27 protein-coding genes and 1 tRNA gene are annotated in these 25,305 nt (G+C 38.8%); 7 read left to right on the top strand and 21 right to left on the bottom strand.

All coding sequences use genetic code 11. The annotated features are described in order from the left end of the window. Positions 1-229: 229 nt before the first annotated feature. Genes ACYZ0U_RS12430 through rnr form a run of 3 tightly spaced genes read right to left on the bottom strand, consistent with a single transcriptional unit; the run spans position 230 to position 4,964 of the window. Positions 230-1,825, bottom strand: a complete 1,596-nt coding sequence (locus ACYZ0U_RS12430; RefSeq protein WP_461452682.1) for a M1 family metallopeptidase — start codon at positions 1,823-1,825, stop codon at positions 230-232. A gap of 10 nt (positions 1,826-1,835) precedes the next feature. Next, positions 1,836-2,810, bottom strand: coding sequence for a polyprenyl synthetase family protein (locus tag ACYZ0U_RS12425; RefSeq protein WP_461452681.1), 975 nt, complete (start codon positions 2,808-2,810; stop codon positions 1,836-1,838). A gap of 18 nt (positions 2,811-2,828) precedes the next feature. Continuing rightward, positions 2,829-4,964: a ribonuclease R gene (rnr, locus tag ACYZ0U_RS12420; protein WP_461452679.1), complete on the bottom strand. Its 2,136-nt coding sequence runs from the start codon at positions 4,962-4,964 to the stop codon at positions 2,829-2,831. Between the two features lie 270 nt (positions 4,965-5,234). Between rnr and ACYZ0U_RS12415 the strand changes: the two genes are divergently transcribed. Further along, positions 5,235-5,308 (top strand) — tRNA-Pro (locus tag ACYZ0U_RS12415). A 143-nt stretch (positions 5,309-5,451) separates the two neighbouring features. Here ACYZ0U_RS12415 and ACYZ0U_RS12410 read toward each other — a convergent pair. The 18 genes from ACYZ0U_RS12410 to ACYZ0U_RS12325 all read right to left on the bottom strand — a co-directional run bounded on the left by ACYZ0U_RS12410 (position 5,452) and on the right by ACYZ0U_RS12325 (position 18,481). Further along, the gene (locus ACYZ0U_RS12410) at positions 5,452-5,739 is read right to left on the bottom strand and encodes a TIGR03643 family protein (protein ID WP_461452677.1); all 288 of its coding nucleotides are present in this window, start codon (positions 5,737-5,739) and stop codon (positions 5,452-5,454) included. Beyond that, complete coding sequence (locus ACYZ0U_RS12405) at positions 5,736-6,422, bottom strand: MarR family winged helix-turn-helix transcriptional regulator (RefSeq protein ID WP_461452675.1); 687 nt, start codon at positions 6,420-6,422, stop codon at positions 5,736-5,738. The genes ACYZ0U_RS12410 and ACYZ0U_RS12405 overlap by 4 nt, the downstream gene beginning before the upstream one ends. 39 nt (positions 6,423-6,461) lie before the next feature. Next, positions 6,462-7,532: an oxygenase MpaB family protein gene (locus ACYZ0U_RS12400; RefSeq protein WP_461452673.1), complete on the bottom strand. Its 1,071-nt coding sequence runs from the start codon at positions 7,530-7,532 to the stop codon at positions 6,462-6,464. Next, a complete protein-coding gene (locus tag ACYZ0U_RS12395; protein ID WP_461452671.1) occupies positions 7,533-8,780 on the bottom strand; it encodes an NAD(P)/FAD-dependent oxidoreductase in 1,248 nt (415 codons plus the stop codon). Between the two features lie 3 nt (positions 8,781-8,783). Beyond that, positions 8,784-9,431, bottom strand: coding sequence for a flavin reductase family protein (locus ACYZ0U_RS12390; RefSeq protein ID WP_461452669.1), 648 nt, complete (start codon positions 9,429-9,431; stop codon positions 8,784-8,786). A 1-nt stretch (position 9,432) separates the two neighbouring features. Further along, positions 9,433-10,149, bottom strand: coding sequence for an SDR family NAD(P)-dependent oxidoreductase (locus tag ACYZ0U_RS12385; RefSeq protein WP_461452667.1), 717 nt, complete (start codon positions 10,147-10,149; stop codon positions 9,433-9,435). Further along, entirely contained in the window at positions 10,146-10,826 is a 681-nt protein-coding gene (gene folE / locus ACYZ0U_RS12380; RefSeq protein WP_461452665.1) for a GTP cyclohydrolase I FolE, read from the bottom strand. Before folE ends, ACYZ0U_RS12385 begins: the two co-directional genes overlap by 4 nt. Before the next feature lie 15 nt (positions 10,827-10,841). After that, the gene (locus ACYZ0U_RS12375; RefSeq protein ID WP_461452663.1) at positions 10,842-11,582 is read right to left on the bottom strand and encodes a lycopene cyclase domain-containing protein; all 741 of its coding nucleotides are present in this window, start codon (positions 11,580-11,582) and stop codon (positions 10,842-10,844) included. After that, positions 11,579-12,049: a sterol desaturase family protein gene (locus tag ACYZ0U_RS12370; protein WP_461452661.1), complete on the bottom strand. Its 471-nt coding sequence runs from the start codon at positions 12,047-12,049 to the stop codon at positions 11,579-11,581. Before ACYZ0U_RS12370 ends, ACYZ0U_RS12375 begins: the two co-directional genes overlap by 4 nt. Positions 12,050-12,051: 2 nt before the next feature. Further along, complete coding sequence (gene idi, locus ACYZ0U_RS12365; protein ID WP_461452659.1) at positions 12,052-12,573, bottom strand: isopentenyl-diphosphate Delta-isomerase; 522 nt, start codon at positions 12,571-12,573, stop codon at positions 12,052-12,054. A 10-nt stretch (positions 12,574-12,583) separates the two neighbouring features. Beyond that, the gene (locus ACYZ0U_RS12360) at positions 12,584-13,063 is read right to left on the bottom strand and encodes a hypothetical protein (RefSeq protein ID WP_461452657.1); all 480 of its coding nucleotides are present in this window, start codon (positions 13,061-13,063) and stop codon (positions 12,584-12,586) included. Then, positions 13,060-13,896 (bottom strand): phytoene/squalene synthase family protein, encoded by an 837-nt coding sequence (locus ACYZ0U_RS12355; protein ID WP_461452655.1) that lies wholly within the window; start codon positions 13,894-13,896, stop codon positions 13,060-13,062. Before ACYZ0U_RS12355 ends, ACYZ0U_RS12360 begins: the two co-directional genes overlap by 4 nt. A gap of 17 nt (positions 13,897-13,913) precedes the next feature. Further along, the gene (locus ACYZ0U_RS12350) at positions 13,914-14,141 is read right to left on the bottom strand and encodes a hypothetical protein (RefSeq protein ID WP_461452653.1); all 228 of its coding nucleotides are present in this window, start codon (positions 14,139-14,141) and stop codon (positions 13,914-13,916) included. Between the two features lie 250 nt (positions 14,142-14,391). Continuing rightward, entirely contained in the window at positions 14,392-14,910 is a 519-nt protein-coding gene (locus ACYZ0U_RS12345; RefSeq protein WP_461452651.1) for a DUF4142 domain-containing protein, read from the bottom strand. Between the two features lie 13 nt (positions 14,911-14,923). Then, the gene (locus tag ACYZ0U_RS12340) at positions 14,924-15,934 is read right to left on the bottom strand and encodes an SDR family oxidoreductase (protein ID WP_461452649.1); all 1,011 of its coding nucleotides are present in this window, start codon (positions 15,932-15,934) and stop codon (positions 14,924-14,926) included. Between the two features lie 24 nt (positions 15,935-15,958). Then, a complete protein-coding gene (locus ACYZ0U_RS12335) occupies positions 15,959-16,135 on the bottom strand; it encodes a DUF6496 domain-containing protein (RefSeq protein WP_461452647.1) in 177 nt (58 codons plus the stop codon). Between the two features lie 41 nt (positions 16,136-16,176). Next, a complete protein-coding gene (locus ACYZ0U_RS12330; protein ID WP_461452645.1) occupies positions 16,177-17,340 on the bottom strand; it encodes a zinc-dependent alcohol dehydrogenase in 1,164 nt (387 codons plus the stop codon). Between the two features lie 19 nt (positions 17,341-17,359). Continuing rightward, the gene (locus tag ACYZ0U_RS12325; protein ID WP_461452643.1) at positions 17,360-18,481 is read right to left on the bottom strand and encodes an NAD(P)-dependent alcohol dehydrogenase; all 1,122 of its coding nucleotides are present in this window, start codon (positions 18,479-18,481) and stop codon (positions 17,360-17,362) included. Positions 18,482-18,668: 187 nt separating this feature from the next. On the opposite strand from ACYZ0U_RS12325, the gene ACYZ0U_RS12320 reads away from it, so the two are divergent. The 6 genes from ACYZ0U_RS12320 (at position 18,669) to ACYZ0U_RS12295 (ending at position 25,277) form a co-directional block, all read left to right on the top strand. Continuing rightward, on the top strand, positions 18,669-19,151 hold the full coding sequence (locus tag ACYZ0U_RS12320) for a hypothetical protein (RefSeq protein WP_461452641.1): 483 nt from the start codon (positions 18,669-18,671) through the stop codon (positions 19,149-19,151). A gap of 200 nt (positions 19,152-19,351) precedes the next feature. Further along, positions 19,352-19,762, top strand: coding sequence for a response regulator (locus tag ACYZ0U_RS12315; RefSeq protein ID WP_461452639.1), 411 nt, complete (start codon positions 19,352-19,354; stop codon positions 19,760-19,762). Between the two features lie 300 nt (positions 19,763-20,062). Further along, positions 20,063-20,839 (top strand): hypothetical protein, encoded by a 777-nt coding sequence (locus ACYZ0U_RS12310; protein WP_461452637.1) that lies wholly within the window; start codon positions 20,063-20,065, stop codon positions 20,837-20,839. A 9-nt stretch (positions 20,840-20,848) separates the two neighbouring features. Then, positions 20,849-23,155: a TonB-dependent receptor gene (locus ACYZ0U_RS12305; protein ID WP_461452636.1), complete on the top strand. Its 2,307-nt coding sequence runs from the start codon at positions 20,849-20,851 to the stop codon at positions 23,153-23,155. 32 nt (positions 23,156-23,187) lie between these two features. Continuing rightward, positions 23,188-23,727, top strand: a complete 540-nt coding sequence (locus ACYZ0U_RS12300) for a porin family protein (RefSeq protein WP_461452634.1) — start codon at positions 23,188-23,190, stop codon at positions 23,725-23,727. Between the two features lie 128 nt (positions 23,728-23,855). Then, on the top strand, positions 23,856-25,277 hold the full coding sequence (locus ACYZ0U_RS12295) for an FAD/NAD(P)-binding protein (protein WP_461452632.1): 1,422 nt from the start codon (positions 23,856-23,858) through the stop codon (positions 25,275-25,277). The last annotated feature ends 28 nt before the right edge of the window (positions 25,278-25,305 follow it).

Here is a 25,305-nt window from a genome sequence, read left to right as displayed (position 1 = left end):
GGGCTTTTTTGTTGGGAAAATTTGTTAAGTCTATTTTTGGGGCTTTTGAACAAAAAGAGACTATTAAAATAACAACTATGAGTAAGTTTCTTTTCATTTGTGATGGTAAATGATTTAATCAATCAATATAAAAGCTTAGTAAAACCACACTATCATGTATTTGTTTTTTTAGGTTTTAAACTTACACTCCATCGGACTGATCCCGAATTTTGCTAACTTAAATCGTTATCTACTCAATAATAACCTTCTTCAAATAAAATGTCTTCGCATCAATAACCGGAAGAGTATTACTTACAACGGAAGTTTCTTTTTGATCAAGTATAACGCGCTTTGTGCCTTCTGAAGTAGTTATATCAACGGGCAATGAGATACTGATATTTTGCAAACTGATTGCGTATTGATTAAGCCTTGTTTGTTTTACGTGCACTTCAAGCTTATTGGTCGTCCGCAGGTACATTTCGAACAATGGCTTTAAATCCCGGCCTTCTTGCTGGGTGAAGAACTGCTCTACATCATCGGTACTTACCAGGTTATCATAGGTGTATTTTGGGCTGGTAACAAATTTTTTTAACGCCGGGAAGAACAAACTATCGCCCATCACATAACGCAGCGTGTGCATAAAGAATGCGCCTTTTGTATAGATGTCGCCAATGTAGGCTGATTCTTCATCCAGGTCAGGATGTTGAACGATGGCTGTCGTATTCTCAATGTGAAAAACACTGTTTTGGAACAGCTTATTGTAAGCTTCCTCGCCATCAAACTCCCTGATGTATAAAGCATCGCCATAAGAACATATCCCTTCATGGATCCAATAATCCGCCCAGTCTTTGGCTGTCACTTTGTTTCCCCACCATTCGTGCCCAAATTCGTGGTGCATTAATTCGTCATAATCCTCGCCGCCAACTTTAATGTAACGGAATTTGTTGCCATACGCATTCATGGTTTGATGCTCCATACCGAGATGCGGTGTTTCAACAATGCCTATCTTTTCTTTTACCCAAGGGTATTCACCAAAATACTTTTCCTGCTCATGTATGGTCTTTACAAAAACATCCAGGTGGTGCTGTGCCTTATTTAAATGCTCTTTTAAAACATAAAACTGTATAGGCACAGTATGCCCGGCTACGGTAGTGTAATTGCGTGTTACTACTGCAAAATCACCCACATTGAAAATAATACTGTAATTGTTAATGGTATAATTGGTTTTCCAATAGAAAGTAGACTTATCGCCGTCGGTTTTAACACTTTGTAATAAACCCGGTCCGGCTACAATGAGGCCTTTTGGAACAGTTATAATCATATCCACCCCTTCGTTTGGTTCATCAGATGGGTGATCCTTACAAGGAAAATAAAGTTTACCACCCGCACCTTCAGCAGTTATCGCCATCCATTGGTGTCCGGTTGAATCTCGTGACCAGATAAAGCCGTCATCCCATGGCGGGCGGCGAGCAACATGCGGTTTTCCGCTATAAAATACCAGTATGCTTGCTTTGCCCGCAGGTAGTGTTTTTTTCAGATTGATGGAGATCAGGTTGTTTTTGTATTCAAAAGATTCCGATTTGTTGTTTACCAGCACTTTAGTCACACCTAATGAATCAAGTAAATTAAACAAGAGTACTTTAGTAGGTTGCGCCATGATCACATCAATGGTGGTGTAACCACCGATTGATCTTTGACTGAAATCAACATTCAGGGCAATCGTATAATGCCTGATGTCCATTATGGCTTGTTCCGCAGGTAACTTACCGCCATTGGTTAACGATTGCTGAGCCTTGCCAGCCATAATACTAATGATAAACAATAATACCAGTAACCCTTTTTTCATAAATGGTGATTTAATTTTCCCTTACTAATAAGCCGTCTGCAAAATTTTGCAAATATTGTTTATGCGCTTCGGGAAGATTTATCTTCTCTAATGCCTCAAAGGCTTTATCAGCATACTCCTGCATTGCAGTTTCTGATTGATGGCGGATGTCAAGCGAATTGTAAATATTAGTTATGCCGGCAACCTTTGTAGTATTATCTAAGTTAGTGGCGCTTAAATAGGCATTCAATTCAATTGCCTGCTCGCCTTCGGCCAGTTCCAATGCTTTAATAAGCAGGTAGGTTTTTTTGTTGGAAATGATATCCCCGCCCACTTGCTTGCCAAATTTTTCGGGATCACCATACACATCTAAAATATCATCCTGAAGCTGAAAAGCGATACCTAACTGTACGCCAAAATCATTAAGCAAATCCGCATCGGTTTGTGAAGCTCCGCCGATCAGTGCGCCTATTTTTAAAGCCCCACCTAATACTACTGCGGTTTTTAGGCGGATCATGTTAATGTATTCCTCGATATCTACAACGCTCCGGGTTTCAAATTCCATGTCGATCTGCTGTCCTTCGCAAACACCCACCGCAGTATCATTAAAAATATCCAGTATCTGGCGAAGTAAATGATTTTCAACCTTCATCATCAACTTATATCCTTCTATCAGCATCACATCGCCTGACAGGATAGCTACATTTTTATTCCAGCGCTCATGCACGGTAGTTTTGCCACGGCGAAGCGGGGCATTATCCATAATGTCATCATGCATCAAAGTGAAATTGTGAAACACTTCTATAGCCAGGGCGGGAGAGATAGCTTTATTAATATCACCGCCAAAAAGCTCACATGCCATCAGCAGGAGGGCAGGGCGCATGCGCTTGCCCCCTATGGAAAGAATATAGCTAATGGGCTCATAAAGATCACCCGGGTATTCGGGATATGATAATTGGTCGACAGCATTACTGATTATTACCTGCAGATCACTTAATTCGGTCATGTATATATTTGCTGTAATTTAGTCTTGAACCAATGAAAAATCTATCTGTTTTTTAGTCAGGTCGACGTTTTTAACGCGTATCCTTACTTCATCGCCAAGCTGGTAAACTTTCTTTTTGCGTTGACCAATGATGGCGTAATTTTTCTCGTCTAAGGTATAAAAGTCATCCGAAATATCACGTAGGCGAATCATACCTTCGCATTTGTTTTCAATAATCTCTACATACATACCCCATTCAGTAACACCAGAGATAACGCCGCTGAAAATATTGCCAACCTGATCGCGCAGGTATTCAGCCTGTTTGTATTTAACCGAGGCGCGTTCAGCATCCGCGGCTTTCTTTTCCATTTGTGAGCTGTGCTTGCATAATTCCTCATAATGCTCAGCGTTAGCCGATTGCCCGCCATTTAAATAATGAAACAGTAATCGATGTACCATTACATCAGGATAACGGCGGATTGGTGATGTAAAGTGCGTATAATGATCAAATGCCAAGCCATAATGGCTGGATGTTTTAGTTGTGTAAATAGCCTTAGCCATTGAGCGGATAGCTAAATGGGTGAGTACGTTCTGTTCTTTTTTACCTTCCACATCTTCCATCAAAAAGTTAAGGGATTTAGCAGTTTCCTTGTCCGATTTCATATTGATCTTGTAACCGAACCGTTCAGCAAACTTGGCAAAATTCGCTAACGACTCCGGTTTTGGGGAATCATGAGCGCGGTAAACAAAGGTGTATTTATGCTTACCTTTACCTAATTTGCTTACATACTCGGCAACCTTGCGGTTAGCTAACAGCATAAAGTCTTCAATCAATTTATGGGCATCCTTGCGCTCTTTTACGTAAACACCAGTCGGTTTTCCGGATGCATCCAATATGAATTTAACCTCGGTAGTTTCAAAGCTGATAGCGCCGTCTTTAAATTTACGTCCCCGTAAAATGTAGGCCAGCTCATTCAGTTTTAATATTTCATCAACATGGTCCCCAGCTTTAGCTTCAATTATCTCCTGAACTTCTTCATAAGTAAATCGCCTGTCGGAGTGTATAATGGTTTTACCGTACCATTCCGTAATGATATGCGCTTCCTCGTCCATCTCAAAAACAGCCGAGAAGCACAATTTATCCTCTTTAGGCCTCAAAGAACACAATCCATTTGAAAGCCGCTCAGGAAGCATAGGAATAACCCTGTCGACCAAATAAACTGATGTTGCCCTGTCCAGCGCTTCTTTATCTAATGCGGAATCAGGAGTGATATAATGTGATACATCAGCTATGTGAACACCAACTTCGTAATTGCCATTTTCAAGGCGTTTAAATGAGATGGCATCATCAAAATCCTTCGCATCAAAGGGGTCAATGGTAAATGTTAATATGTTTCTAAAATCGCGCCTTCTGGCTATTTCCTGTTCGGTGATGAACTCAGATATCTCTTCGGCTTCATGTTCAACTTCGGCAGGGAAGGATAGGGGGAACCCGTATTCTGCCAGTATCGCATTCATTTCAGTATCGTTCTCACCCTGGTTGCCTAAAACATGCTTAATGCGGCCTATTGGGTTTTTTGCATCGCTTGGCCAATCGGTAATTTCAGCAACCGCTTTAATGCCATTTTTAGCCCCGTTCAACTGATTCATCGGGATAAAAATATCATGCATCATTTTGCGGTCGTCCGGCACGAAAAATGCAAAACGCTCGCTAAGCTTAACTATGCCCGTAAATTCAGTTTTATTACGCTGGATGATCTCAATAACTTCACCTTCCTTATGCTTTCCTTTGCTTTTGGCATAAACATATACTTTAACCCGGTCGCCATTTAAAGCATTGCGCAATTTGCGGGGGGCAACAAAAATATCACTCTCAAACTCATCGTCAGTTACAATAAATGCAGAGCCATCGTTTGTAAGATCAACTTTACCTTCAATAAAGGTTTTAAGTTCCAGTAGCTGAAATTTTCCGGGAGAGAGCTCTTTTAATATACCATTAAAGGCTTCGTCTTTTAATATTTCAAAAATTATCTCGCGCGATTCAGGGTCTCGTACATTTAGTTTTGCAGATACCTGCTTATAATTGAGTGGTGTATTGCCATTTTGTTCAAACACATCAAGCACCATTTGGGTTAATACCAGCTTTACAGAAGAATTACTTTTCTTTTTAGACATTCAGTTAAACTTTGAACACAAAGATAGTTAATAGTGATTAGAGTATTTGTGTTGTATTTAGATAGTAAATTATCAATTGTCAAATATTTTTATTCCGATAGAAAAATAATTTTGGACATGTTATGATGACGATAATTTCTCATTTTATTGTTGCAGAGGTATTTAGTTATTTGGTTTTTGTATTCGGTTTTTTCAAGTCATACTAATTGAAAACTTCTTGAAAAAAAGATTTGCATCACTAATTTAAAATTCTACCTTTGCATTCCCTTTCGGGATGTAGCGTAGCCCGGTATCGCGCCACATTTGGGATGTGGAGGCCGCAGGTTCGAATCCTGCCATCCCGACTTTTAGCGATACCAATCGAAGTCAAAAACCCGTAAATCAATATGATTTGCGGGTTTTTTGTTTGGTTCCTGCCAAAAACGTATTGATATTTTATAACTAAAAGCCAAATTCGGTTTTTATTGGTGGTGCAATGCCCATCTGGTTAGCCCCTTTTACTAATCTTATTCCCGTTTATTTGCCTTTGCCTGCTGCATTTAAATCTAAAGGAAGATAATTCAGCAAGTTTTGCATGTTTCGTAATTCTTCCCTGAACACGCTTGCGCCACAATTTAAAACTGGATAATTTCATCTCCCTGCGCATAAGTGCTATAACTTGCTGTTCAGTAAACCCGAACTGTATTTGAATTGCATCAAACGGCGTACGATCTTCCCAGGCCATTTCAATGATGCGATCTTTATCAATTTTATTTAAAACCGGCGGGTTATTCATCTTGAAATTTCAATCTGTTCTGCAAAACTTTTAAGATCCGCCTTGCTTGTAATGGTTTTCTTTTCATAGTGCTCCAGGTGAAAATTCTCCAGCTTTTGTAAAAGGTATTGCAAGCTGAATTTTTCAGCGGTTGTGAGTTCGCCGGTGATCATTTTACTTACATGGGTCATATCCAAAAATACCTGGTAAAGTAGTTTCTTACCTGCTTCAGTTATAGCAATATGCTTACTCCTTTTATCTTTTATATCGTCCCATTCGTTTACAAGCCCGGCAGCAATTAATCGCCTGATTACTTCGGTACCTGAAGTTTTTTCCTGTAAATTATAGTTGATGAGTTCACTTTTAGATAAATGATCATGGGTTCTCAGGATAGCCAAAGCCGTAAATTCTTCACCAGACTGTAAAGGGGTTCCTTCCAAAGCTTTTTTAATATAGATTTTTGCATACCGGCTCATAAATACAAATAACCGCCCTATGTTATTTTCGAGTTGATGAGCGATTTTCAATTCCGAATTGTCATTTCTAAGCTGTGCCTCATTACCAATCAGATTTTTGTTGTTATCGCCAACCTTATTTAAAAGAAAACCTGTAAAGTCCTGAATAGAAATTTCCTGCCCATGGTTTTCTTCTTCAAGTTGTTCCACAAGATTTATCAGTTGATGAATGAGTTGGTATGATTTCATGTTTTTGTAAAATTAAAAGTATCGGCAAATTGTTCAAATTTAGTTTCTTGAGCTCAGTTCCGGGTTCTGCATCTTGAATGCATTGTAAGCCATTCGATAATTCTGTATGGTATCACCGGGAGGCTTAAGACTTTTTAATAGATTCATTGTCCTGATCACAAAGAGTTTATAAGCTGGAAGTTCGGGGGCATTTATTAAAAGCATGTCGGCTATCTCGCTCCCTAACAGGTAACGCATTAAGCCTAATATATCATTGGCAGTTGCCTTACTTTTATTAATCTTTAATATATGATCTGTTAGGGATTGCGCAAGCTCCTGTCCATGGGCAGAAGTTTGGAATTGACGCCGTTTGATACTTGCATCAAGCAGCTGCGCCCTTTTAGGATTTTCAGGGATAAGTTGTTCATCTAAGCCTGTAAAATAACCCACTACAGCCCAAATATGCATAAAAGCCTCTTGGTCGGCCTGGCTTATATTGAAGCCAAGCATCCTAAGTCCCCTTATTACAATTAATGAAAAAGAAAGATTGGTTCCTGCCATATCTTCCTGGTTGATTGGCACACCCCATGAGTTGTCCCATTTGCCGCTTTGATTGATGTAATATCTAACAGCTGCATGCATGATCCGGATTTTCAGGATCTCTTCATAAGCGTTTCCATCTTGGGCAAAAGCATCAGGCCCCATTACTTCCCATACAAACGCAGCGGTATCATAAAGGCGTTTGGTTGTTTGTTTTTTTATCAATTCCGACAAATGTAAAACCATAGCTCCGTTTGCGGCAGTATAGCAATATGGTAATGATAGAAGCCCTAACAAGCTCATTATCATTGTGGAGTGCTTTGCAAAAAAAGATGATCCAGCCTTAATCAATTTGGGTTGAACCCACCGTGGTAAGATATCGGAGGCGTTAATAAAAGCGACATCCGGATACGTCTCTTTTAAAAATGCCAAGTGCGCTGTACCTGATTTGCCGCTCATCCATTGCTGAAGTTGAATTTTTTGAGCCTGGTTTGTAAAAACCTGCTGTATAAATTCGTCAGCCTGCGTATCACCCGACAGCCTTTGGGCATCTAAGAAATCGCTGCTGTACTGTTTGTTATAGGCTATCATTTAACTCATGTTATTTATGATGGCCTCTGCAGCCAGTCTTCCGCTTTTCATGGCTGAATTAATTGAGCCATTCATTAAATAATCCCCGCAAATAAAACACTGGCTGTTTAATCTTATCGCTTTATAATCAGGCTCATTAGTAACCTGGTCATCATTAGGGAGGGCGAAGTTGATGTGATAAGTTTTCAAATGTTCCCAGTTAACAGCATCGGGATACCAAAATTTTAGTTCGGCGGTTACTTTTTGCTGTAACTCTGCCTGGTCAGCTTTGGAATGATCTCCGATCAACGAAAGCGAAATTAAAGCATCACTATTTTTAGGATACACCGGCGAAATTTGATTCATAACAGCAATATTGTTTACCAGTTTCCCCGGTAAAGTATTCAAGGCTATCAAGGGTATTCCAAAAGGCTGTTTTTTTGCGGTAAAATACATGTTGGTAACTGAATGATAACCTTTAACTGATTTTTCAACACTGGTAAACGATTGCAATTGATCCGTGGCTATCAAAATAAAATCAGCCTGATATGTTTTTTTGCTGCTTGTTTTGATTTTATTACCCTCAACCGCTTCTACTTTTTGATTGAAGATGATCTCTTCGGAAGAAAGGCATTCGGCTAACTGTTTTGGTATCATTCCCATTCCTTTCGCCGGGATTGCCGCATAGCCTTCACTAAACATTTTAAATACAAATTCAAACATCCGGCTCGAGGTGCTCAACTTATCTTCGAGGTAAATGCCCGTCATAAAAGGCCGAAAGAATTGACTGATCATCTTTTCGCTGAATCCTTCTTTTTTCAGATAATCAATAGTTGTAATTTCCTTTTCCGAAAAAATATTATCAATAGTTTTGCGCCCCAGTTTAATTTTTAACCGCAGCATCCGTAATTTATCAGTCAACGTGCCTGCAGGCGATAACAAAGTACTTATGAGCGAGGAGGGTTGCCTGATGGGGTCGCCGATTTTAGTAATGCCTTTTTCGTTTAAAATGAGCGCGCCCGGATCAAAATGGCAAAGTTGCAGGCGGTCATAATCTAAAAAACGTTTCGTTTCCGGGTAATCAGTAAGCAGTACCTGGAATCCCCGATCAAGTAAATAACCATCTACCTCATCTGTGCGTACCCTTCCACCTACGGCATCTGACGCCTCAACTATCAGAACAGATTTTCCGGCTGCTTTTAACACTTTGGCAGCTGTTAAGCCAGCCAAACCTGCGCCAATAATAATTACGTCAGCATCTTTTTTCATGGCTTATTCGTTGATGCTTATTATTTCACGGGGTTCAACGCCAGGTTTGGCATAAGCCAGGCGGCCAACGGGCTGCGGAAGAAAATACGCATCCAATCCAGCTACAGTCATGGTTTCTGCTTGTATATGATCAACGGTACCATCATTGGCAATTAAGTTAGCGTCAGCCAATATTTGAATGATTTCTCCAATTACTATAGTTGTACCATTAAGTTCAATATCTACAGTTTCGCGAAGCTCCAAGCCAATACGAATAGTTGATTCTGCAACAAAAGGCGCTTTAAAGCCATTTACATATTGCTTTTTGAAACCACAAGCCTGAAATTCGGAAACGCCTGAAGGATAGCTGGCGCTTGTTTGGTGGGCTTGCTTGTACCATTCAGGCACCACATTATTTAACGTGTATTGCCCGGTTGACCGGATATTTTTTAGGGTATCATTATGCTCCCGTTCGGGTCTTATAACGAGGCCGATTAGTGGCGGGTTGGCCCCTAAGTGAAAAGCCGAACTAATGATACATAAGTTAGTGATCCCATCATTACTGGTGGTACCCAAAAGGTTTACGGACCTGAAGCCAACCAAACTATTGATCAGGCTTATCCGGTAATGCTTTTCCATATCAGCGATTTGATCGCTTGTAATATTTTCCATTTTAGCTTGTTTTTAAACTGCCTAAGCCACCATCTACACCAATAATCTGCCCGGTTATCCAGCCACTATCATCAGATAATAAAAAACTGATCAATCGACTTATATCTTCCGGCTGCCCATATTTGTTTAAAGGATGCCTTTTGGCTGATGCTTCGCGTTTTTCAGGAGAGTTCAACAGGTTTTGTGCCAGCGGCGTATCTGTAAGTGAAGGTGCAACAATGTTCACCCGTATTTGCTGAGCCGCCAGTTCAGCAGCTAACGATAATCCTAAACTTTCAACGGCACCTTTTGCCGCCCCTATGCTGGCATGATAAGGCATTCCTGTTCTTGCGGCAACAGAGCTGATCAATACGACTGATGCACCACCGGCGTTTTTTAAATTTTTAAGTGAATGCTGAATAGTATTAACAGCACCCAAAACATTGAAGCGGTAATCATTTAAAAAATCATTTTCGGTTAATCTGGTAAAAGGTTTTAAATTGATGCTGCCTACTGAATAAACCAAGCCGTGCAATTGCTGTGGCAAAAAACTGTCTATCCCGTCCAGAGTTACGGTGATATCAGCATTCAGGTGTAAAACATCCCCGGGTAACTCATTAGAGAGGTTTCTGGAGACAACATACACATTAGCCTGTTTGTCTTTTAATAATTTAACCAGCGAAAGGCCTATACCTGAACTGCCGCCAACTACCAGGATATTTTTCCCCTCAAAACTCATAACCCGATATGTTTAAGAAATTCATTTTTTGTTTCTGCAATCAAAAACTGCCCGCTGTATTCAGCTGTAAGGGTAGTGCTACCCGCATCCCTGATGCCTCGGCTTGATACACAGTGGTGGTGCGCATCAATGATAACGGCTACATCCTCTGTACCCAACGCTTCTTTCAGCATAGTTGCTATTTGTACAGTAAGCCTTTCCTGTACCTGAGGCCTTTGAGAGCAGTATTGTACAATTCTATTGAGTTTTGACAGGCCAATAACCTGTCCATTGCTAATGTACGCTACATGTGCCTTCCCAACAATGGGTACAAAATGATGCTCACAGTTGCTGAATACCGCAATGTTTCTTTCAACCAGCATTTGTTTGTAATGGAATTGGTTTTTAAAAAGTGTAGGTATTGGTTTATTTGCTGGATTAAGGCCGCTAAATATTTCCTTAACATACATTTTGGCTACTCTTTTTGGCGTATCCTTTAAACTATCATCATTTAAATCCATGCCCAGCACCTGCATTATACTGGTAAAATGTTTGGATATCAGTTCCATTTTTGTCTCGTCATCCATTTCAAAGGCATCAGCTCGAAGAGGCGTGTCAAACGCGGAGTTATAATGGTCCTGCTCCGTGTCCATCACAGCATGTAAATTCGTTAGTTCATTTAATTTATTGTTTATCATGAAATTATGTTGGATTTAGAATAAGTTATTGTTTTGAAAAAACATATGGCCGCCTGAGGTTTCTGTTTCTTTGTTATATTTTGCACTTAATAATGAGTAGATCGTAACGTTTAGCAGAATCAAATCCATACCATAAAAAATGTCCTCAAACGGTATCGTTAGGATACGCAGGTTGATGATATCTGCATGATTATACCAAACTACAGGCGTTTTTAAGCCGGTGCCTGTTAGTAAGCCATTAACGATCAAAAAAGGTAACAATAAAAAAAGGTAGGTAATATAAAACCTGTAGAGCCAATCGGCCTTTAGTATATACTGGATTATAATTAACAACACAATCAGCAAGGCAAATGTGGAGGCAGTATAATGATTGGTATGAAATTTAATCACCATAAAAACCGACACTGCTAACAGCAATGAGCTGATGATCAGTTGACTTTGTTTTGATGTTTTGGTTTTTATGATCACATCCAGGCAAGCGTAAGTGAATACACATGAGTAGGGGATGCACAAGAAAAACAATATCTCCTCGATCGGCAAGTTTCCAATATGAATACCGGTTAAATAATCGGGATTGAATCCCCATATTTTCAAGTAGGTAAAATATATATCCCAGACTATAAAAAATATCGCAGAAATAATCATAGCCGGAAAAAGTGCTGGCCAATGCTTATAAAATTTCAGTCGCGGATGAAACGAAAAGATAAATGGCACAAGCACCGAAAATAGATCGATCAGGAGATAGGTAAATTTCATGACGGGCTATTTCTTTGTGTATTGCGGAAATATTTCCAGGATACCCATAGCATGCCGAAGCTTTCACCGTCATGCTTGCCAGTATGTTTATGATGCATTTTATGAGCCCGCCTGATGGCTTTTAAATATCGGTTATCAGAATTGCGAAGTACTTTGATGCGTTGATGAATAAACAGGTCATGTACAAAGAAATAGCATGCGCCATAAAGAGTGATACCTGTACCGATGCAACTCCATACTGATAAGTGGTAAAGCGTACCTGCTGCCAGGCAGGCAATGCCAGGTAGGGCGAATATCAGGAAGAAAAGATCGTTACGCTCCAGAAAGCCATAATGCTCTTTAAGGTGATGATCCTTATGGAGCGGCCAAAAAATACCATGCATAATGTATTTATGTGTTAACCAGGCTACACCTTCCATACCGGTAAAAGCGGCTAAAACAATAGCTATGTTAATTAGTAAATTCATTGTTAAATATTTTGATAATATCTTTCCAGTACTTGTTCAAAGCATTTTTTAAACCATGCGGTATATTGATCGGGTTGGTTTACTAATTCATAAATCAGCAAATCAATATCAATATATTTAAAATTAGCTACCTCTTCAGGATTAGCCATCGGTAATTCATCACTTGTTCCCATGAATACATGGTCATATTCATGTTCAATCAACCCATTTTCAAATTCGTGACGATAAGTGAACTGGAATAACTCCGTTAGTTCACAATCTATGCCCATTTCTTCATGTAAGCGACGATGCGCGGCACCAACAGTCGTTTCGTCCGCGCGTGGATGGCTGCAGCACGTATTTGTCCACAATCCTCCCGAATGGTATTTATCAATAGCTCTTTGTTGTAGCAACAATTGCCCTTTACTGTTGAATATAAATACAGAGAAGGCACGATGCAGGGTTCCAGATTCATGAGCCTCCATCTTATCCATTGTACCAATTGTTTGGCCTCCGGCATTAACGATCATTACACTTTCTTTCAATTCTTTTTATTTAAATTTTAGTTGCAACCTTACCGGATAAATAATTTAAGATCATTTCTTTGAGTTGCTGATCTTTAATATTCAAAATATTAATAAGCAGAAAGTTTTTATCATTCTCCAGGTTATCACTATAACCCAAAAAGCCGGGTAAATTACTTTGTATAGAATAACGTATAAAACGCATTTCAAGATTAAGCGTATCGCGGCTAATTGCCTTGTTTATTAACGCTTTTCCTTTATTAAAATCATCAAACTTTGTTATCGGGTTAATGGTGTATTTTGCATCAATCAGCTCGCTTGCGCCTTTGTAGCAAATCAATACCGGATTGGCGTTATTCACATTTACATTCAGCATTAACTGATCTAATTTTTTAGCATCTTGTTTAACTAGCGGAGCGCTTTCATATAATTTCCTTATCTCGCTCAAATTTAACACCGCAGATTTTTGTACATCTGCATGCAGCAGGCAAAGCCACAATAAGACCTTCATAAAACGTTTAATTTGTACCGGATAAGTGAATCAAACATCAACCAAAACTTGTGCCCGTTAGATACCCGTATCCGCTCAGACATTACCTTTTCAGCGGGTACTCTTGAAATTTTATGAAATAGCTGCTTGTAATAAACATAAGCAAGGTAAACACCTTTCCTGCATGAACGTGGAAGCTCTTTTATGCCGTGCAGCGCTTCGTTTAGCTCCTTTAAAATATCGGCCTCAATAGCCCGTTTATTTTCATCAGAAAATGAAGACAGGTTAACATCAGGAAAATAGGTCCTGTTTAAAAGCTGGTAATCGGCATTCACATCGCGTAGAAAATTTACTTTCTGAAAAGCAGAACCCAGCTTCATTGCAGGTTGTTTCAAACGCTCAAAATCTTCGTCATTTCCATTGGTAAACACATGCAGGCACATTAACCCAACCACCTGCGCCGAGCCTAAAACGTATTGTTCATATTTTTCAGGCGTGTAAACCTGTTCGCCAAGATCCATCTCCATACTATTCAAAAACTGGCTGATAAGATCGTGATTAATGCCATAACGGTTTACCACTTGCTGAAATGAGTTGAGTACCGGGTTAATGCTAATACCGCGTTCTATGGCGGTAAAGCAATCGTTCTTTAATTCTGCAAGCATTTGCGATTTTGGATAATCATGAAAACTATCAACTATTTCGTCTGCCAGCCTTACAAAACCATAGATGGCGTAAATAGGCTGGCGGACTTCCTGACTAAAAAAGAGTATACCCAGCGAAAAGCTGGTGCTGTAAAGTCGGGTAGTTTCCCTGCTGCACGTGGCTGATAGCGTGTCAAATCTTTCTTTCATATATTGTGAAATATTTATTAAGCAATTTCGCCAGAAATTTTTCCGGATTTGATGGTATAATCTTCGGTAATTAACTGTTGTGTACACCCGGCTATTGCAATATTTTTTTCATAAACATCAGCTCTATATCCGGCTTTCGAAAAATAAGTGGTTACACTTAAACCGGCAAAACCTGCAACTATTACAGATGCGGATTTTTTTTCGGTATGGTCAACATTCACATAATTTAACAGAGGTATTTTCATTTTAGTTTCGAAATATATTATTCGATAGCAGTTTTGTAAAATTAGTACAATTATGTACTATAAAATATATTATGAATCAAAATAGTATTAATTTAGAAATATTATAAATAGGATGTTTATTAGTGAAAAAATTGAAATGTTGTTTTAAAACCGATTGGATAAATATAGTTAAGTTTTTTAGCAGGTTATCATTTGTGCCATGTTCAACAATCTGCCTATAAATAAAAAAGCCCCTTTCGGGGCTCTTAATTCATTTGGCAATCAAATATTTATTTTCATTATCAAGCATCTTAATCATTTCTAAATGATGCTTTAATATAGGTAACAATTGTTGCGCAAACGCACGCACATCAGGATCTTTACCCGTTACTGCATAATTTTGAAACATGTATATTGTGTTGATATGTCCCGGGACAGTATTATGGATATATAAACGGTCAAAGTCTTTTCCATTAGCTTTAAGCAAATTTAAATCCATTGGTGGATTTTCAGTTGCCGTCGCTGGAAGATTATATCCTTTTAGTTTCGCCAAATGTAAAAGCCTTTTTTCTGAGTCACCGTGATCCTGGACCATTTCCTGTCCGAAAGATTTAACACCCTGAATTGTAGCTTTTTGCGATGCTAACTCTCCGGCACTCATTTCCTGTAAATTACCAATACTCGCCATGGTTAGGAAATGTTTGGCGGTCGTGTCGGGATCAGGTGCTTGGGCTTTGCTTGTATTAATTGCCAGTACGCAGGCAATTATTATTAAAAATATTTTTCTCATAGTATATAAAATATTATGGCTGACCAACGCCGCCTGATGAACCATAAATTTGTCCGGTAGCGAAACTGGCATCAGCCGCTGCAAGCTGTACATAAATCGATGCTAATTCTGCAGGCATCCCTGGTCGGCCAAGCATTGTCCAACCACCAAAAGTTTGTTGTTTATCTGCGGTGGTACCGCCGCTTACTTGCAACGCAGTCCAAACCGGGCCGGGTGCAACTCCGTTAACACGGATCCCTTTAGGTCCTAATTGTTTAGCTAAAGATTTTACATAGTTCATTGTAGCAGCTTTGGTTTGTCCATAAGCATACAACCATGGATCTGGATTATAAGCTTGCTCTGACGTTGTTCCGATAATTGCCGATCCCGGTGGCAAATGCGGCAATGCAGTTTTGATAATATAAAACGGAGCATAAATATTCGTTTTCATAATCGAATCGAATTCTTCGGTGCTTACATCTAATATAGATGCTGCAGCTTGTTGCCTGCCTGCATTGCTTACTACAATGTCTAAGCCACCCAAAGCATCTATGGCTTTTTGAACCAGGCTCACGCAAAATGCTTCATCGCGAAGGTCACCGGGGATGGCTATTCCTTTTCTTCCTTCTTTTTTTATCAAGGCAATAACCTCCTGTGCATCCTGTTCTTCAGTAGGGTAATAATTAATAACTACGTCGGCACCCTCACGAGCATATGCTATGGCTGCCGCGCGTCCCATACCCGAATCACCACCCGTGATCAGAGCTTTTCTGCCTGTTAGTCTGCCTGAACCTTTATAACTGGTTTCTCCGCAGTCAGGAATTGGGTCCATTTTGCTTTGTAGACCCGGCCACGGTTGTGGTTGAAATTTAAAAGGAGGTTTAGGATACATGGTTGTCGGGTCCATGATCTTCACCGGGCCGTCTGGCACTTTACCTTTAAAACCTTTAGTGGCAGCTAACGCAGGCGATACCGCTGCCGCAGCTATTGTTGCGCCTAAGCCGGCGATAACCTTCCGGCGGCTTATTTTGTTTTCTTCGTTCATAGGTAGTATGATGTTGATGATTTGTTATGATTTTTTCTTTGGTACTTTAGCACCTTGCTTGCGCGCCTCGGATAAACCAATAGCTATTGCCTGTTTCCTTGAGGTAACTTTTGTACCGTTACCGCTTTTTAATGTGCCTTCTTTTTCCTCGTGTAAAGCTTTGTGAACCTTGTCCTCTGCTTTTTCGGAATATTTTGCCATGATTATATTTTTATTTTTAAACTATACTTTGTCGCTGATATTTATTCACCGGGTTTTAAAACCACTTTTACACAATCTTCTTCTTTATTATTAAAAATTTCATATCCATGAGAAACCTCGCTCAATGGCAGAGTATGTGTTATAATATCGTCTAACACCACTTTTTCTTCCTTAACCAGATTGATCAAATGATCAATATAATTTAATACCGGCGCCTGGCCCATTTTTAATGTAATCCCCTTGTCAAATACCCTATGTAATGGGAAGTTGTCATAAGGCGAGCCATAAACACCCATGATACTTACCGTACCCATACGCCTCACGGCTTTCAAAGCCATATCGATCACTTTCATGCTGCCAACTTCAAAATTAACTGTAGCCTTTACTTTATCTAACCAACTACGTTCAGGCTCGAAGCCTACTGCATCAACACAAACGTCGGCACCACGTCCACCGGTCATTTCGCGAATGGCTTCAACCACATCAACTTCATGCGGATTTAATGTATCAACCTTATTAACTGCTTTTGCTTTTTCCAGGCGGTAGTTCAACGGATCTATAGCAATCACACGGCTTGCACCATTTATCCAGGCTGCTTTTTGCGCCATTAAACCAACCGGACCAGAGCCGAATATCGCAACTACTTCACCGCCTTTTAATTGCGCCCAATCAATTGCAGACCAGCCGGTAGGAAAGATGTCGGTAAGAAATAATACCTGCTCATCGGTCATGTTATCAGGTACTATGCGCGGGCTGATATCAGCATAAGGAACTCTTACATATTCCGCCTGGCCGCCGGAGTAGCCACCGTACAAATCGGTATACCCAAATAAAGCAGCGCCTTTTTGATCAGCCAGGTCACCATCAGGCCCGTAATGTTTATAGTTTGAGTTTTCACAGGCTGGTGAGGCATTGTGCTGGCAAAAGAAACAATGTCCGCAGGCAATGGGAAATGGTACAACAACACGGTCGCCTTTCTTCAAATTTTTAACCTCTGCGCCTACTTCCTCAACAACTCCCATAAACTCGTGACCCATGATCATTGGCTCTTTTTGAGGAACTGCACCGCTCAGAATATGTAAATCTGATCCGCAAATCGCGGTTGAGGTAACTTTTAAAATAACGTCGGTTGCCAGTTCGATGCGCGGATCAGGCATGGTATCATAGGTGATCTCTCCGGGTTTGTGAAAAACTGCTGCTTTCATAATAAGTATTTTATTGATTTTATTTATTGGTTAGTTCGTTGTTATTTAAGGTTGCAAGATTGATTACATAACGGAACCGTACCTCTTCATCTTTCATTTTTTGGTAAGCATGATTGATGTCTTCTATGTTGATCATCTCAACATCCGGCAGAATATTATGCTCGGCGCAGAAATCCAAGACCTCCTGTGTTTCTGCAATACCGCCGATCATGGAGCCACCAACACTGCGAGCCTGGCTGGCTACCATCATATTATTAACAGGAGCTTTATAAGGAGCTAATAAACCAACTGTTACCAATGAACTTCGGCGGCGTAACAAAAGGATATATGGGTTTATTTCAAAAGGGTCAGGAATAGTAATCAAAATGAAATTGAAGTATTTTTGATACTTTGTCATTTCTTCTTCATTTTCAGAAACGATCACATTATGGGCGCCCAATTCAAGTGCTGCTTGCCTTTTTTCTTCTTTTGTGGTAATAGCAGTAACCTCGGCTCCTAATGCTTTGGCAATTTTAATCGCTATGTGGCCTAATCCGCCTATACCAACAATAGCTACTTTATCACCTGCTTTTATATTCCAGTGTTTTAAGGGTGAATAGGTAGTTACACCTGCACATAGAATAGGGGCAACTTTGCTGATATCTAATGTATCAGGAATTCGTAACACGAATTTTTCTTTAACTACCAGGTTGTTTGAGTAACCACCAAAAGTATTGTACTTCGTTTCATCTGCAACAAAATAACCATTATATGTCATTGTTGGTCCGTGTGGATGTTCGCAAAATTGTTCTTCACCCTCTTTGCAAGCAGAACAGTGCTGGCAGCTATCGATCATACAACCAACGCCTACAATATCACCGACTTTAAATTTGGTTACATTCGGCCCCGCATAGGCTATACGTCCAATTACTTCATGGCCTGGAACGCAGGGATATAACGTATTTTGCCAGTCGTTCTCCACCTGGTGTACATCGGAATGGCAAACACCACAATAAAGGGTTTCTATTAATACTTCGTCTGCCTGTGGGGCATCACGCTCAAGGTCCATTGGCTTTAAGGTTTCGCCACCTATCAGCGCGCCGGAGGCACCATAGGCCTTTGTTGCTATTTTTTCTGTTATATCTATAGTTGAAGTTCCCATATATTTTAGTTAGTTTAAATATTTAACTTGTAAGTAATTTTATTGTTTTATAATTTTTATTATTTATAGATAGTATGATTTAATATTTGGTGTAGTTACATGATGACGCATTTTAACTACTTTAAGTTGGGATTTTCATCAAAAGAAAATTGATCAGCCAGCGCAATAATTACTAATTTTGTGCTTGATGATAGAATTGAACGAATACGAATGCGAAATGCTTGATGCTATGTTGGAAGCGTTTGGTATACCTGATAGTCTTACACGCCTCCAACTACTCGAACTTTTTGGCCAGGATGAATCCACTGCCTTTGCTATGGTGCAAATATTAACCAGGGAAGGTTTTATTGCAGAATCGGGAAAACATGGTGATTATGAGTTGCCTGAAAAACTTATTTTAAAGCCTAAAGGCGATAAGTTTCTTAAAGAAGGCGGCTTTATGCGCCGCTATCAGTTAGAGCAGGAAAAGCCGGTAGAAGTGGGAGGGACGCTTGCCAAATTACAACAACAAAATATGAAGTTGCAAAATGAGAAGCTGGCCACCGAATCCCAGGTTTTTAATCTTGAAAAAACAATCAATACACTAAAGACACTACAATACGTTTGGTGGGCGTTAATATTAATTGCACTAATTGCCGGTTATTTATTTGGTCATATGCACAAAAAATAAATTTTATTCAGGATTTACACCGGCTTAACAAAACAATGAATAAAAAGAATTAATTATTGGGGGATCAATTAGAATGATACTTCTTTTAATCAAAAAAATATAGTTGCCAAGCGAAATGTTAACATCTTAATAACTTTATACAACCCTGTTTAAATATTTACGTCTAAAGAGTAAAAGTGTAGTTAAAAAAGTTTCAACCTATGAAAACTCTTTGTGTTGTTGAAGATGATGAACTTGATCAACGTATTATAAAATTAAATTTATCAAGAATAAATGGATTTGGGCACGTGCTGTTTTTTAAAGACGGCGAACGATTGGTTAACTTTATTAAATCTAACATAACAGATCTGGTAAACTTGCCGGATGTTATATTCCTTGATTTAGAAATGCCTGTGATGGACGGCTGGCATGTTTTAGATTATTTAGATAATGTATATTACAGGTTGATAAAGCCAATTTCTGTATACATAATTTCAACATCAGTAAACCCAATCGATAGAAATAGATCAATGGAATATCACTTCGTGAGGGAGTTTATTTCTAAACCTATCTACAGGGATAAGCTTGCTGCAATTGCAGTACAGGTTAATATATCAAGCTTGAATTTTTAATATAAGAATCACGGGCCGGCCAATAGCTTTTATTTATAGACTGCGATTCAAGTCTTTCCAATAGTTTAATTTTGAAATACTTTATTTATTGTCATGAATTTGATATGCAACAATTTCATGACAAATTATTTTCCTTTAAACTTTGGTGGTAATTTCATATCAATTCTGAAAAAGGATACTATTACCTCGGTACCAATTATCGTTTATTGAATTTTCAATTTTGCAGGTATGAAAAGTGCATTTTACTGGTTTAAAATTAATACGATTACGTTAATGTTAATAAGTGTATGTTGTACACTTATGGCGCAAAAACTCCCCGGTGTCCAAAATGGAAATTTATGGGCTCCGCAAGGTGTGAAAATTGATGGGAAAATAAACGAATGGGGCGAAAGCTTAAAAGCATATAATAAAAATGTACTGCTTTGGTATAACATAGCTAATGATGATAAAAATATCTATTTGGCAATAAAATCTACCGATCTGGACAACAACAATAAAATTTTGGCAGGTGGAGTAAGCTTTACTATAAATACTGAAGGGAAAAAGAAAACTAAAAATGCCTACACAATAACCTTTCCTGTCATCAGTCGCACCGGCATAAAATCCGGCCGCAGTGGTAAAAGAGGAGGGTTTGGGCAGGATGATACACCCGACACAACAGCTATTGTGGCCCAGCAAAAGCAATTATTAGCTACGAGTAAAATGATAAGTGCGATAGGTTTTACTGAGATCACAGATACCCTTGTTTCTATTTACAACGAGTACGGAATTAAGGCAGCGGCAAGTATTGATGCAAAAGATGTATTTACTTTAGAAATAGCTATTCCTATAGAATTATTGAAGATTGCAGCCGATAATAAAAATGAGTTGGCTTATAATATAAAATTGAATGGCTTACAATTACCCAGCGTTAATATTGGTAGCGGTGTTAAAATTAGCGGCAATAATGGTGGTAGTTTTGGTAACGGAGGCGGTTTTAGTGGTGGCTTTGGCAGAAGTTCATCAATATCTGATTTGATGAGCCCAACAGATTTTTGGGGTATGTATATTTTAGCTTCTAAAGCTGCAAGTCAATAACCGGTATACATGAAAAAACTATACCTTTTATTATTAGTGATCTTAATTACTTTGCAGCTATTTGCGCAGGGGGGCCGTGGCGGTGGTTCAAGACGGATGAGTTCCGCTCCGCTTCCGCCACCTATACCATTCAGGGAGGTGAGCGGTATTGTAAAAGACTCGACAGATAGCCCAATAGTTGGTTCGGTAATCACCTTAACTTCTAAAACAGACACGCTAAGAACGGCAACAAATGTTGATGGTATATTTGTGTTTAAAAATGTAAAAGCAGCAACCTTTTTTCTTTCCATAACCGAGATTGGCTACGACCCGTCTACCCGAAAATACCTTAATAATGATGCATCTAAAAAAATTGTGTTGGATCCAATCATATTGAAATCATCTTCTTATATGCTTAAAGAAGTAAAGGTGAATGGAACTCCAAGCATTACTTATAAAACAGATACAGTTGAATATAAGGCAAGCGATTACAAAGTTCGCGAAAATGCTACAGTTGATGACTTGCTACGTAAAATGGAAGGGATGGAAGTAGGATCAGATGGTACCTTAACACACCAGGGGCAGCAAGTAACCAAGGCCAGATTAAACGGTAAAGATTATACAGGTGGCAATGTAGCCCAAGCGATCCAAAATTTACCTGCAGATATAGTTGATAAAATACAAATAGTAGATGATTATGGTGATGAAGCCGCCCGCACGGGCGTTAAAGATGGTACACCACAAAAAGTACTTAACATAACCACCCGTGCAGATCGCTCCGTAGGTAATATTGCCCGTGCCACCGCAGGCGCAGGAAGCGATGACCGTTTTGACGAACGCTTGTTTTTACAACGTATAAATGCTAATCAACAAATTAGTATTATTGGAGTTTTTAAAAATACTATAAACGGCGTCGCCAGTACAGGAATCAACAGCGGTGCAGGCGGCAATTATGGTAGTTCCAGCAGCAGTGGAGGTACTGGAGGAACTACTAAGACTATTACGCCCACTTTTAGCTATCGGGATGATTGGAGTAAAAAGATAGAGGTGAACATGAATTATGGTTACACCTATACCAATGTTAACTCCATTAATCAAAGCGATGGGGTACAACTTTATGCTCCCGGCACTATTAATCAGCAAACAGCATTGCCTTATTCAGCCAGTGCAAAAACCAATTTTATTAATAATAGCGTAGCCAATAACATTACTAAGTCGCATACCGCTGATTTTGATATGGAGTATAACATTGATAGTTCCAACTATATGCGGTTTACGCCTACCTACAGTTTCGCGGGTTCTAATAGCGATAACATTTCTCAATACTATCAAACCGGGGTTATTAATCAAACTTCCTTAGGCAATACCGATGCGGAAAGCTCAGCGCCTAGTTATGGCGCGGTACTGTTTTATCAGCATTTGTTTAAAAAAAAACGACGAAATATTTCACTACAATTAAGTTATACCCACACCAATCAGGAGCAGGTCAATCAGCAGAACAATCATATCCTTTATTATGCAGACAGCACCAGCCTTAATACACCATTTTTAGATTCATTAGTGCATCGAGTTGTTCAACGCGGAAATATATCAAATAGCTTTCGTGCAAGTTTAACTTATGTTGAACCGCTTAGCTTGGTTTCACAATTTGAAATTAATTCGCAATTGATCTACCGGGGATATGATAATAATGCTTTTACCAACAATGTAGATAGTTTAGGGCGTAGCTCACCTATTGACAGTTTAACAAACATCTATCATTATTCATTTACCGAGGAAAAGGTATCACTGAATTACCGGTTGAATAAGCCAAATTATAATTTATCATTAGGTATTGCCGCTATACCTACACTATTACAGGGTGCGCGTGATGGATACGCTGGTAAGGTCGATCATTCTGATTTTAGCCTGATCCCTATTTTCCGTTACCAATATTCCTGGTCTCGACAGGAGAAGTTTTCCATTTACTACACAGGTACTCCAATCGAACCTACTTTTAATGAGTTGCAACCTTATACTGACTTAACCAACCCGCAAAATCCGGTAATAGGTAATCCTAATCTTAAGCCATCATTTACAAACGCTTTAACAGCACAATACAATAATTACATAGCTAATTCGCAGCTTAATTTGTCGGCTAATGTGAACGCATCTACTATAAATAATCAGGTTGTAACTAATAATATACTTGTGCCTATTGAAATTACTAACAATGGTAAAACAAGTCAGGGTTTTATAACTGATACCCATTACCTAAACCTCAGCGGGGCATATGCTGTAGCGGTAATTATAACATTGCCAAGCAATACGACGACCGTAAATATAACCTGGAATTAAATGGGACGGTTAATTATGGATATAATGTTGCCATGACCAATAATGTTGAGAATTTTTCTACGTCATGGACTTTTAATGAACGTTTAGGCCCGCGTATAAATCCTAACGATTGGTTCGAGATAAATCCTTATGTATCTTATAATGTAACCAAATCGACCAATACCTTGCCTGATGCGCCAGATAATAATGTAAAAACTACTGCACTAAGCGTTGATGGAAAGGTTTATTTATTTGAAACCTGGCTGGTGGGTTATAGTGCAAGTAAGAATTATGTAACCGGTATTAGCTCTAACTTAACTAAAAATCCTTTTGTAGTTAATGCCTATTTTGAAAAGGAGCTTTTCAAAAAAAGAAATGGGATTTTAAGCGTACAATTATTCGATTTGCTTGATCAAAACAACTTTGTTACCCGGGTAACAACTCCAACCGGTTATACTGATACCAAATCGAATGCATTGAGCAGGTACATCATGGTCAGCTTCCGTATCAACCTGCAAAAATGGAGCGGAGCCCCCAAACATCATGGACAGCTAATGCAACGCAGAGGGGACGGTAGTTTTATTAATAATTAAAATAATCTACTCGAATTTATTTCTGCTGTGACCTTTGACTAATATACTGTAACAATAATATTCAACTTAGAGCGGCTAACTTATTATATTATACTTTTATAAATAATATTTAACTAATAAAACTATCATTGGCTTTTAAAAAAAATGAACAGCCTTTATCTATTGCCGTAATTGGCGGTGGTTTTTGCGGGGTATTAACTGCCATACATTTATTACAATGCAAATCTGCTAATTTACATATTCATGTTATAAACAAGGGGTATATACTGGCGAAAGGTGTTGCTTATGAGCCACATACCGATAGCTTACTTTTAAACGTTCCTAATGGCAGGATGAGTGCATTTCCTGATATGCCGGATCATTATGTATTATGGTTGCAAAAGCAATACCCTGATTTCAACTTCAGCGAAAATATCCACAATGAATTTTCACCACGTAAATTGTATGGTGAATATTTGGCATCGCTTTTAGATAGTGCTATTCAAAATAAGCACATAAATAAATCCATCAGTTTTCACGATAACTATGCTGAAGATATTTGTGATGTAAATGGCTTGTTAAAAATAATATTGGAAGGCGGAACTCAGGTAATAGCTAACAAAATTGTTCTAGCAACAGGAAACGGCAAACCGCGTTTACCCAAAGGAGTAAGTAAATTATTTGAAAAGAGTAATTTATACCACGCCAACCCCTGGAGCAAGAAATGTTTGGCAAACGTGGATCACTTAATAGATATACTGATAATTGGCGCAGGGCTTACAACGGTGGATACAATAATCGGGTTGGAAGATAATGGTTTTAATGGTAAAATTCATACGATATCACCTAATGGTTATAGGTTAAAACCATGGAAAGAAAACAAAATTGCATATTCACACCCATTTATAGATAATATCTATAATGATAAATATTCATTATTACAATTGTTGATAATGTTTAATAAACATCGAAAAATTGCTGTAAAACTTGATCAATCTTTTTATCCGCTTATTGATTCTTTGAGGCCCTGTGTACAGAAGCTATGGCATGGATTTAATTTAACTGAGAAGCAACAATTTATCAGGCATATAAAGCCATTTTGGGAAAAAGTGCGACACAGGCTCCCAACTGAACAATATAACAGGATGGAAGATCTGCTTAAAAGCGGAAAATTGGTTACTCATAAAGGAAGAATCGTTTCCATTAATGAGTCAGGTAATAAAGCGCTAACAACATTAAATATAGATGGGGAACTAAAGGAATTTATTTTTAGCAGGGTAGTTAATTGCACCGGCCCGGAAACCGACATTAGAAAAATTGATGATTTGCTTTTGAATAACTTGAGTAAAAAAGGCTGGATATGCCCGGGTCCTTGCAATTTAGGAATTAATGCCTGCCCGGATAATGGAAATATAATAACCATTAACGGGGATATTAAAGTTAATATAACAGTAATAGGTAATCAGTTAAAAGGTATACTTTGGGAAAGCACCGCCGTTCCTGAACTGAGAACCCAGGCAAAAAAAGTGGCTTCGTATTTACTTAAAGATTTTATCACTCAGGCTGTATGATCTTAAATCCTGATTAAAACACAAAAGT

Origin of the sequence: Mucilaginibacter sp. (genome assembly GCF_965225845.1) — a bacterium.
Classification (GTDB): Bacteria; Bacteroidota; Bacteroidia; order Sphingobacteriales; family Sphingobacteriaceae; genus Mucilaginibacter.
The sequence above is the reverse complement of the archived record's forward strand: the minus strand, read 5'-3'. Positions and strand labels throughout refer to the sequence as shown.

What these genes read in the sequence shown, in the direction of transcription:
- ACYZ0U_RS12315 (WP_461452639.1), top strand. Translation starts at nt 19,352, where the DNA reads ATGAAAACTCTTTGTGTTGTTGAAGATGATGAACTTGATCAACGTATT.
- ACYZ0U_RS12430 (WP_461452682.1), bottom strand. Translation starts at nt 1,825, where the DNA reads ATGAAAAAAGGGTTACTGGTATTATTGTTTATCATTAGTATTATGGCT.
- ACYZ0U_RS12360 (WP_461452657.1), bottom strand. Translation starts at nt 13,063, where the DNA reads ATGAAGGTCTTATTGTGGCTTTGCCTGCTGCATGCAGATGTACAAAAA.
- rnr (WP_461452679.1), bottom strand. Translation starts at nt 4,964, where the DNA reads ATGTCTAAAAAGAAAAGTAATTCTTCTGTAAAGCTGGTATTAACCCAA.
- ACYZ0U_RS12325 (WP_461452643.1), bottom strand. Translation starts at nt 18,481, where the DNA reads ATGGGAACTTCAACTATAGATATAACAGAAAAAATAGCAACAAAGGCC.
- ACYZ0U_RS12300 (WP_461452634.1), top strand. Translation starts at nt 23,188, where the DNA reads ATGACCAATAATGTTGAGAATTTTTCTACGTCATGGACTTTTAATGAA.
- ACYZ0U_RS12375 (WP_461452663.1), bottom strand. Translation starts at nt 11,582, where the DNA reads ATGAAATTTACCTATCTCCTGATCGATCTATTTTCGGTGCTTGTGCCA.
- ACYZ0U_RS12395 (WP_461452671.1), bottom strand. Translation starts at nt 8,780, where the DNA reads ATGAAAAAAGATGCTGACGTAATTATTATTGGCGCAGGTTTGGCTGGC.
- ACYZ0U_RS12370 (WP_461452661.1), bottom strand. Translation starts at nt 12,049, where the DNA reads ATGAATTTACTAATTAACATAGCTATTGTTTTAGCCGCTTTTACCGGT.
- ACYZ0U_RS12335 (WP_461452647.1), bottom strand. Translation starts at nt 16,135, where the DNA reads ATGGCAAAATATTCCGAAAAAGCAGAGGACAAGGTTCACAAAGCTTTA.
- ACYZ0U_RS12400 (WP_461452673.1), bottom strand. Translation starts at nt 7,532, where the DNA reads ATGATAGCCTATAACAAACAGTACAGCAGCGATTTCTTAGATGCCCAA.
- ACYZ0U_RS12355 (WP_461452655.1), bottom strand. Translation starts at nt 13,896, where the DNA reads ATGAAAGAAAGATTTGACACGCTATCAGCCACGTGCAGCAGGGAAACT.
- ACYZ0U_RS12305 (WP_461452636.1), top strand. Translation starts at nt 20,849, where the DNA reads ATGAAAAAACTATACCTTTTATTATTAGTGATCTTAATTACTTTGCAG.
- ACYZ0U_RS12350 (WP_461452653.1), bottom strand. Translation starts at nt 14,141, where the DNA reads ATGAAAATACCTCTGTTAAATTATGTGAATGTTGACCATACCGAAAAA.
- ACYZ0U_RS12320 (WP_461452641.1), top strand. Translation starts at nt 18,669, where the DNA reads ATGATAGAATTGAACGAATACGAATGCGAAATGCTTGATGCTATGTTG.
- ACYZ0U_RS12340 (WP_461452649.1), bottom strand. Translation starts at nt 15,934, where the DNA reads ATGAACGAAGAAAACAAAATAAGCCGCCGGAAGGTTATCGCCGGCTTA.
- ACYZ0U_RS12410 (WP_461452677.1), bottom strand. Translation starts at nt 5,739, where the DNA reads ATGAATAACCCGCCGGTTTTAAATAAAATTGATAAAGATCGCATCATT.
- ACYZ0U_RS12345 (WP_461452651.1), bottom strand. Translation starts at nt 14,910, where the DNA reads ATGAGAAAAATATTTTTAATAATAATTGCCTGCGTACTGGCAATTAAT.
- ACYZ0U_RS12405 (WP_461452675.1), bottom strand. Translation starts at nt 6,422, where the DNA reads ATGAAATCATACCAACTCATTCATCAACTGATAAATCTTGTGGAACAA.
- ACYZ0U_RS12425 (WP_461452681.1), bottom strand. Translation starts at nt 2,810, where the DNA reads ATGACCGAATTAAGTGATCTGCAGGTAATAATCAGTAATGCTGTCGAC.
- folE (WP_461452665.1), bottom strand. Translation starts at nt 10,826, where the DNA reads ATGATAAACAATAAATTAAATGAACTAACGAATTTACATGCTGTGATG.
- ACYZ0U_RS12390 (WP_461452669.1), bottom strand. Translation starts at nt 9,431, where the DNA reads ATGGAAAATATTACAAGCGATCAAATCGCTGATATGGAAAAGCATTAC.
- ACYZ0U_RS12310 (WP_461452637.1), top strand. Translation starts at nt 20,063, where the DNA reads ATGGCGCAAAAACTCCCCGGTGTCCAAAATGGAAATTTATGGGCTCCG.
- ACYZ0U_RS12385 (WP_461452667.1), bottom strand. Translation starts at nt 10,149, where the DNA reads ATGAGTTTTGAGGGGAAAAATATCCTGGTAGTTGGCGGCAGTTCAGGT.
- ACYZ0U_RS12330 (WP_461452645.1), bottom strand. Translation starts at nt 17,340, where the DNA reads ATGAAAGCAGCAGTTTTTCACAAACCCGGAGAGATCACCTATGATACC.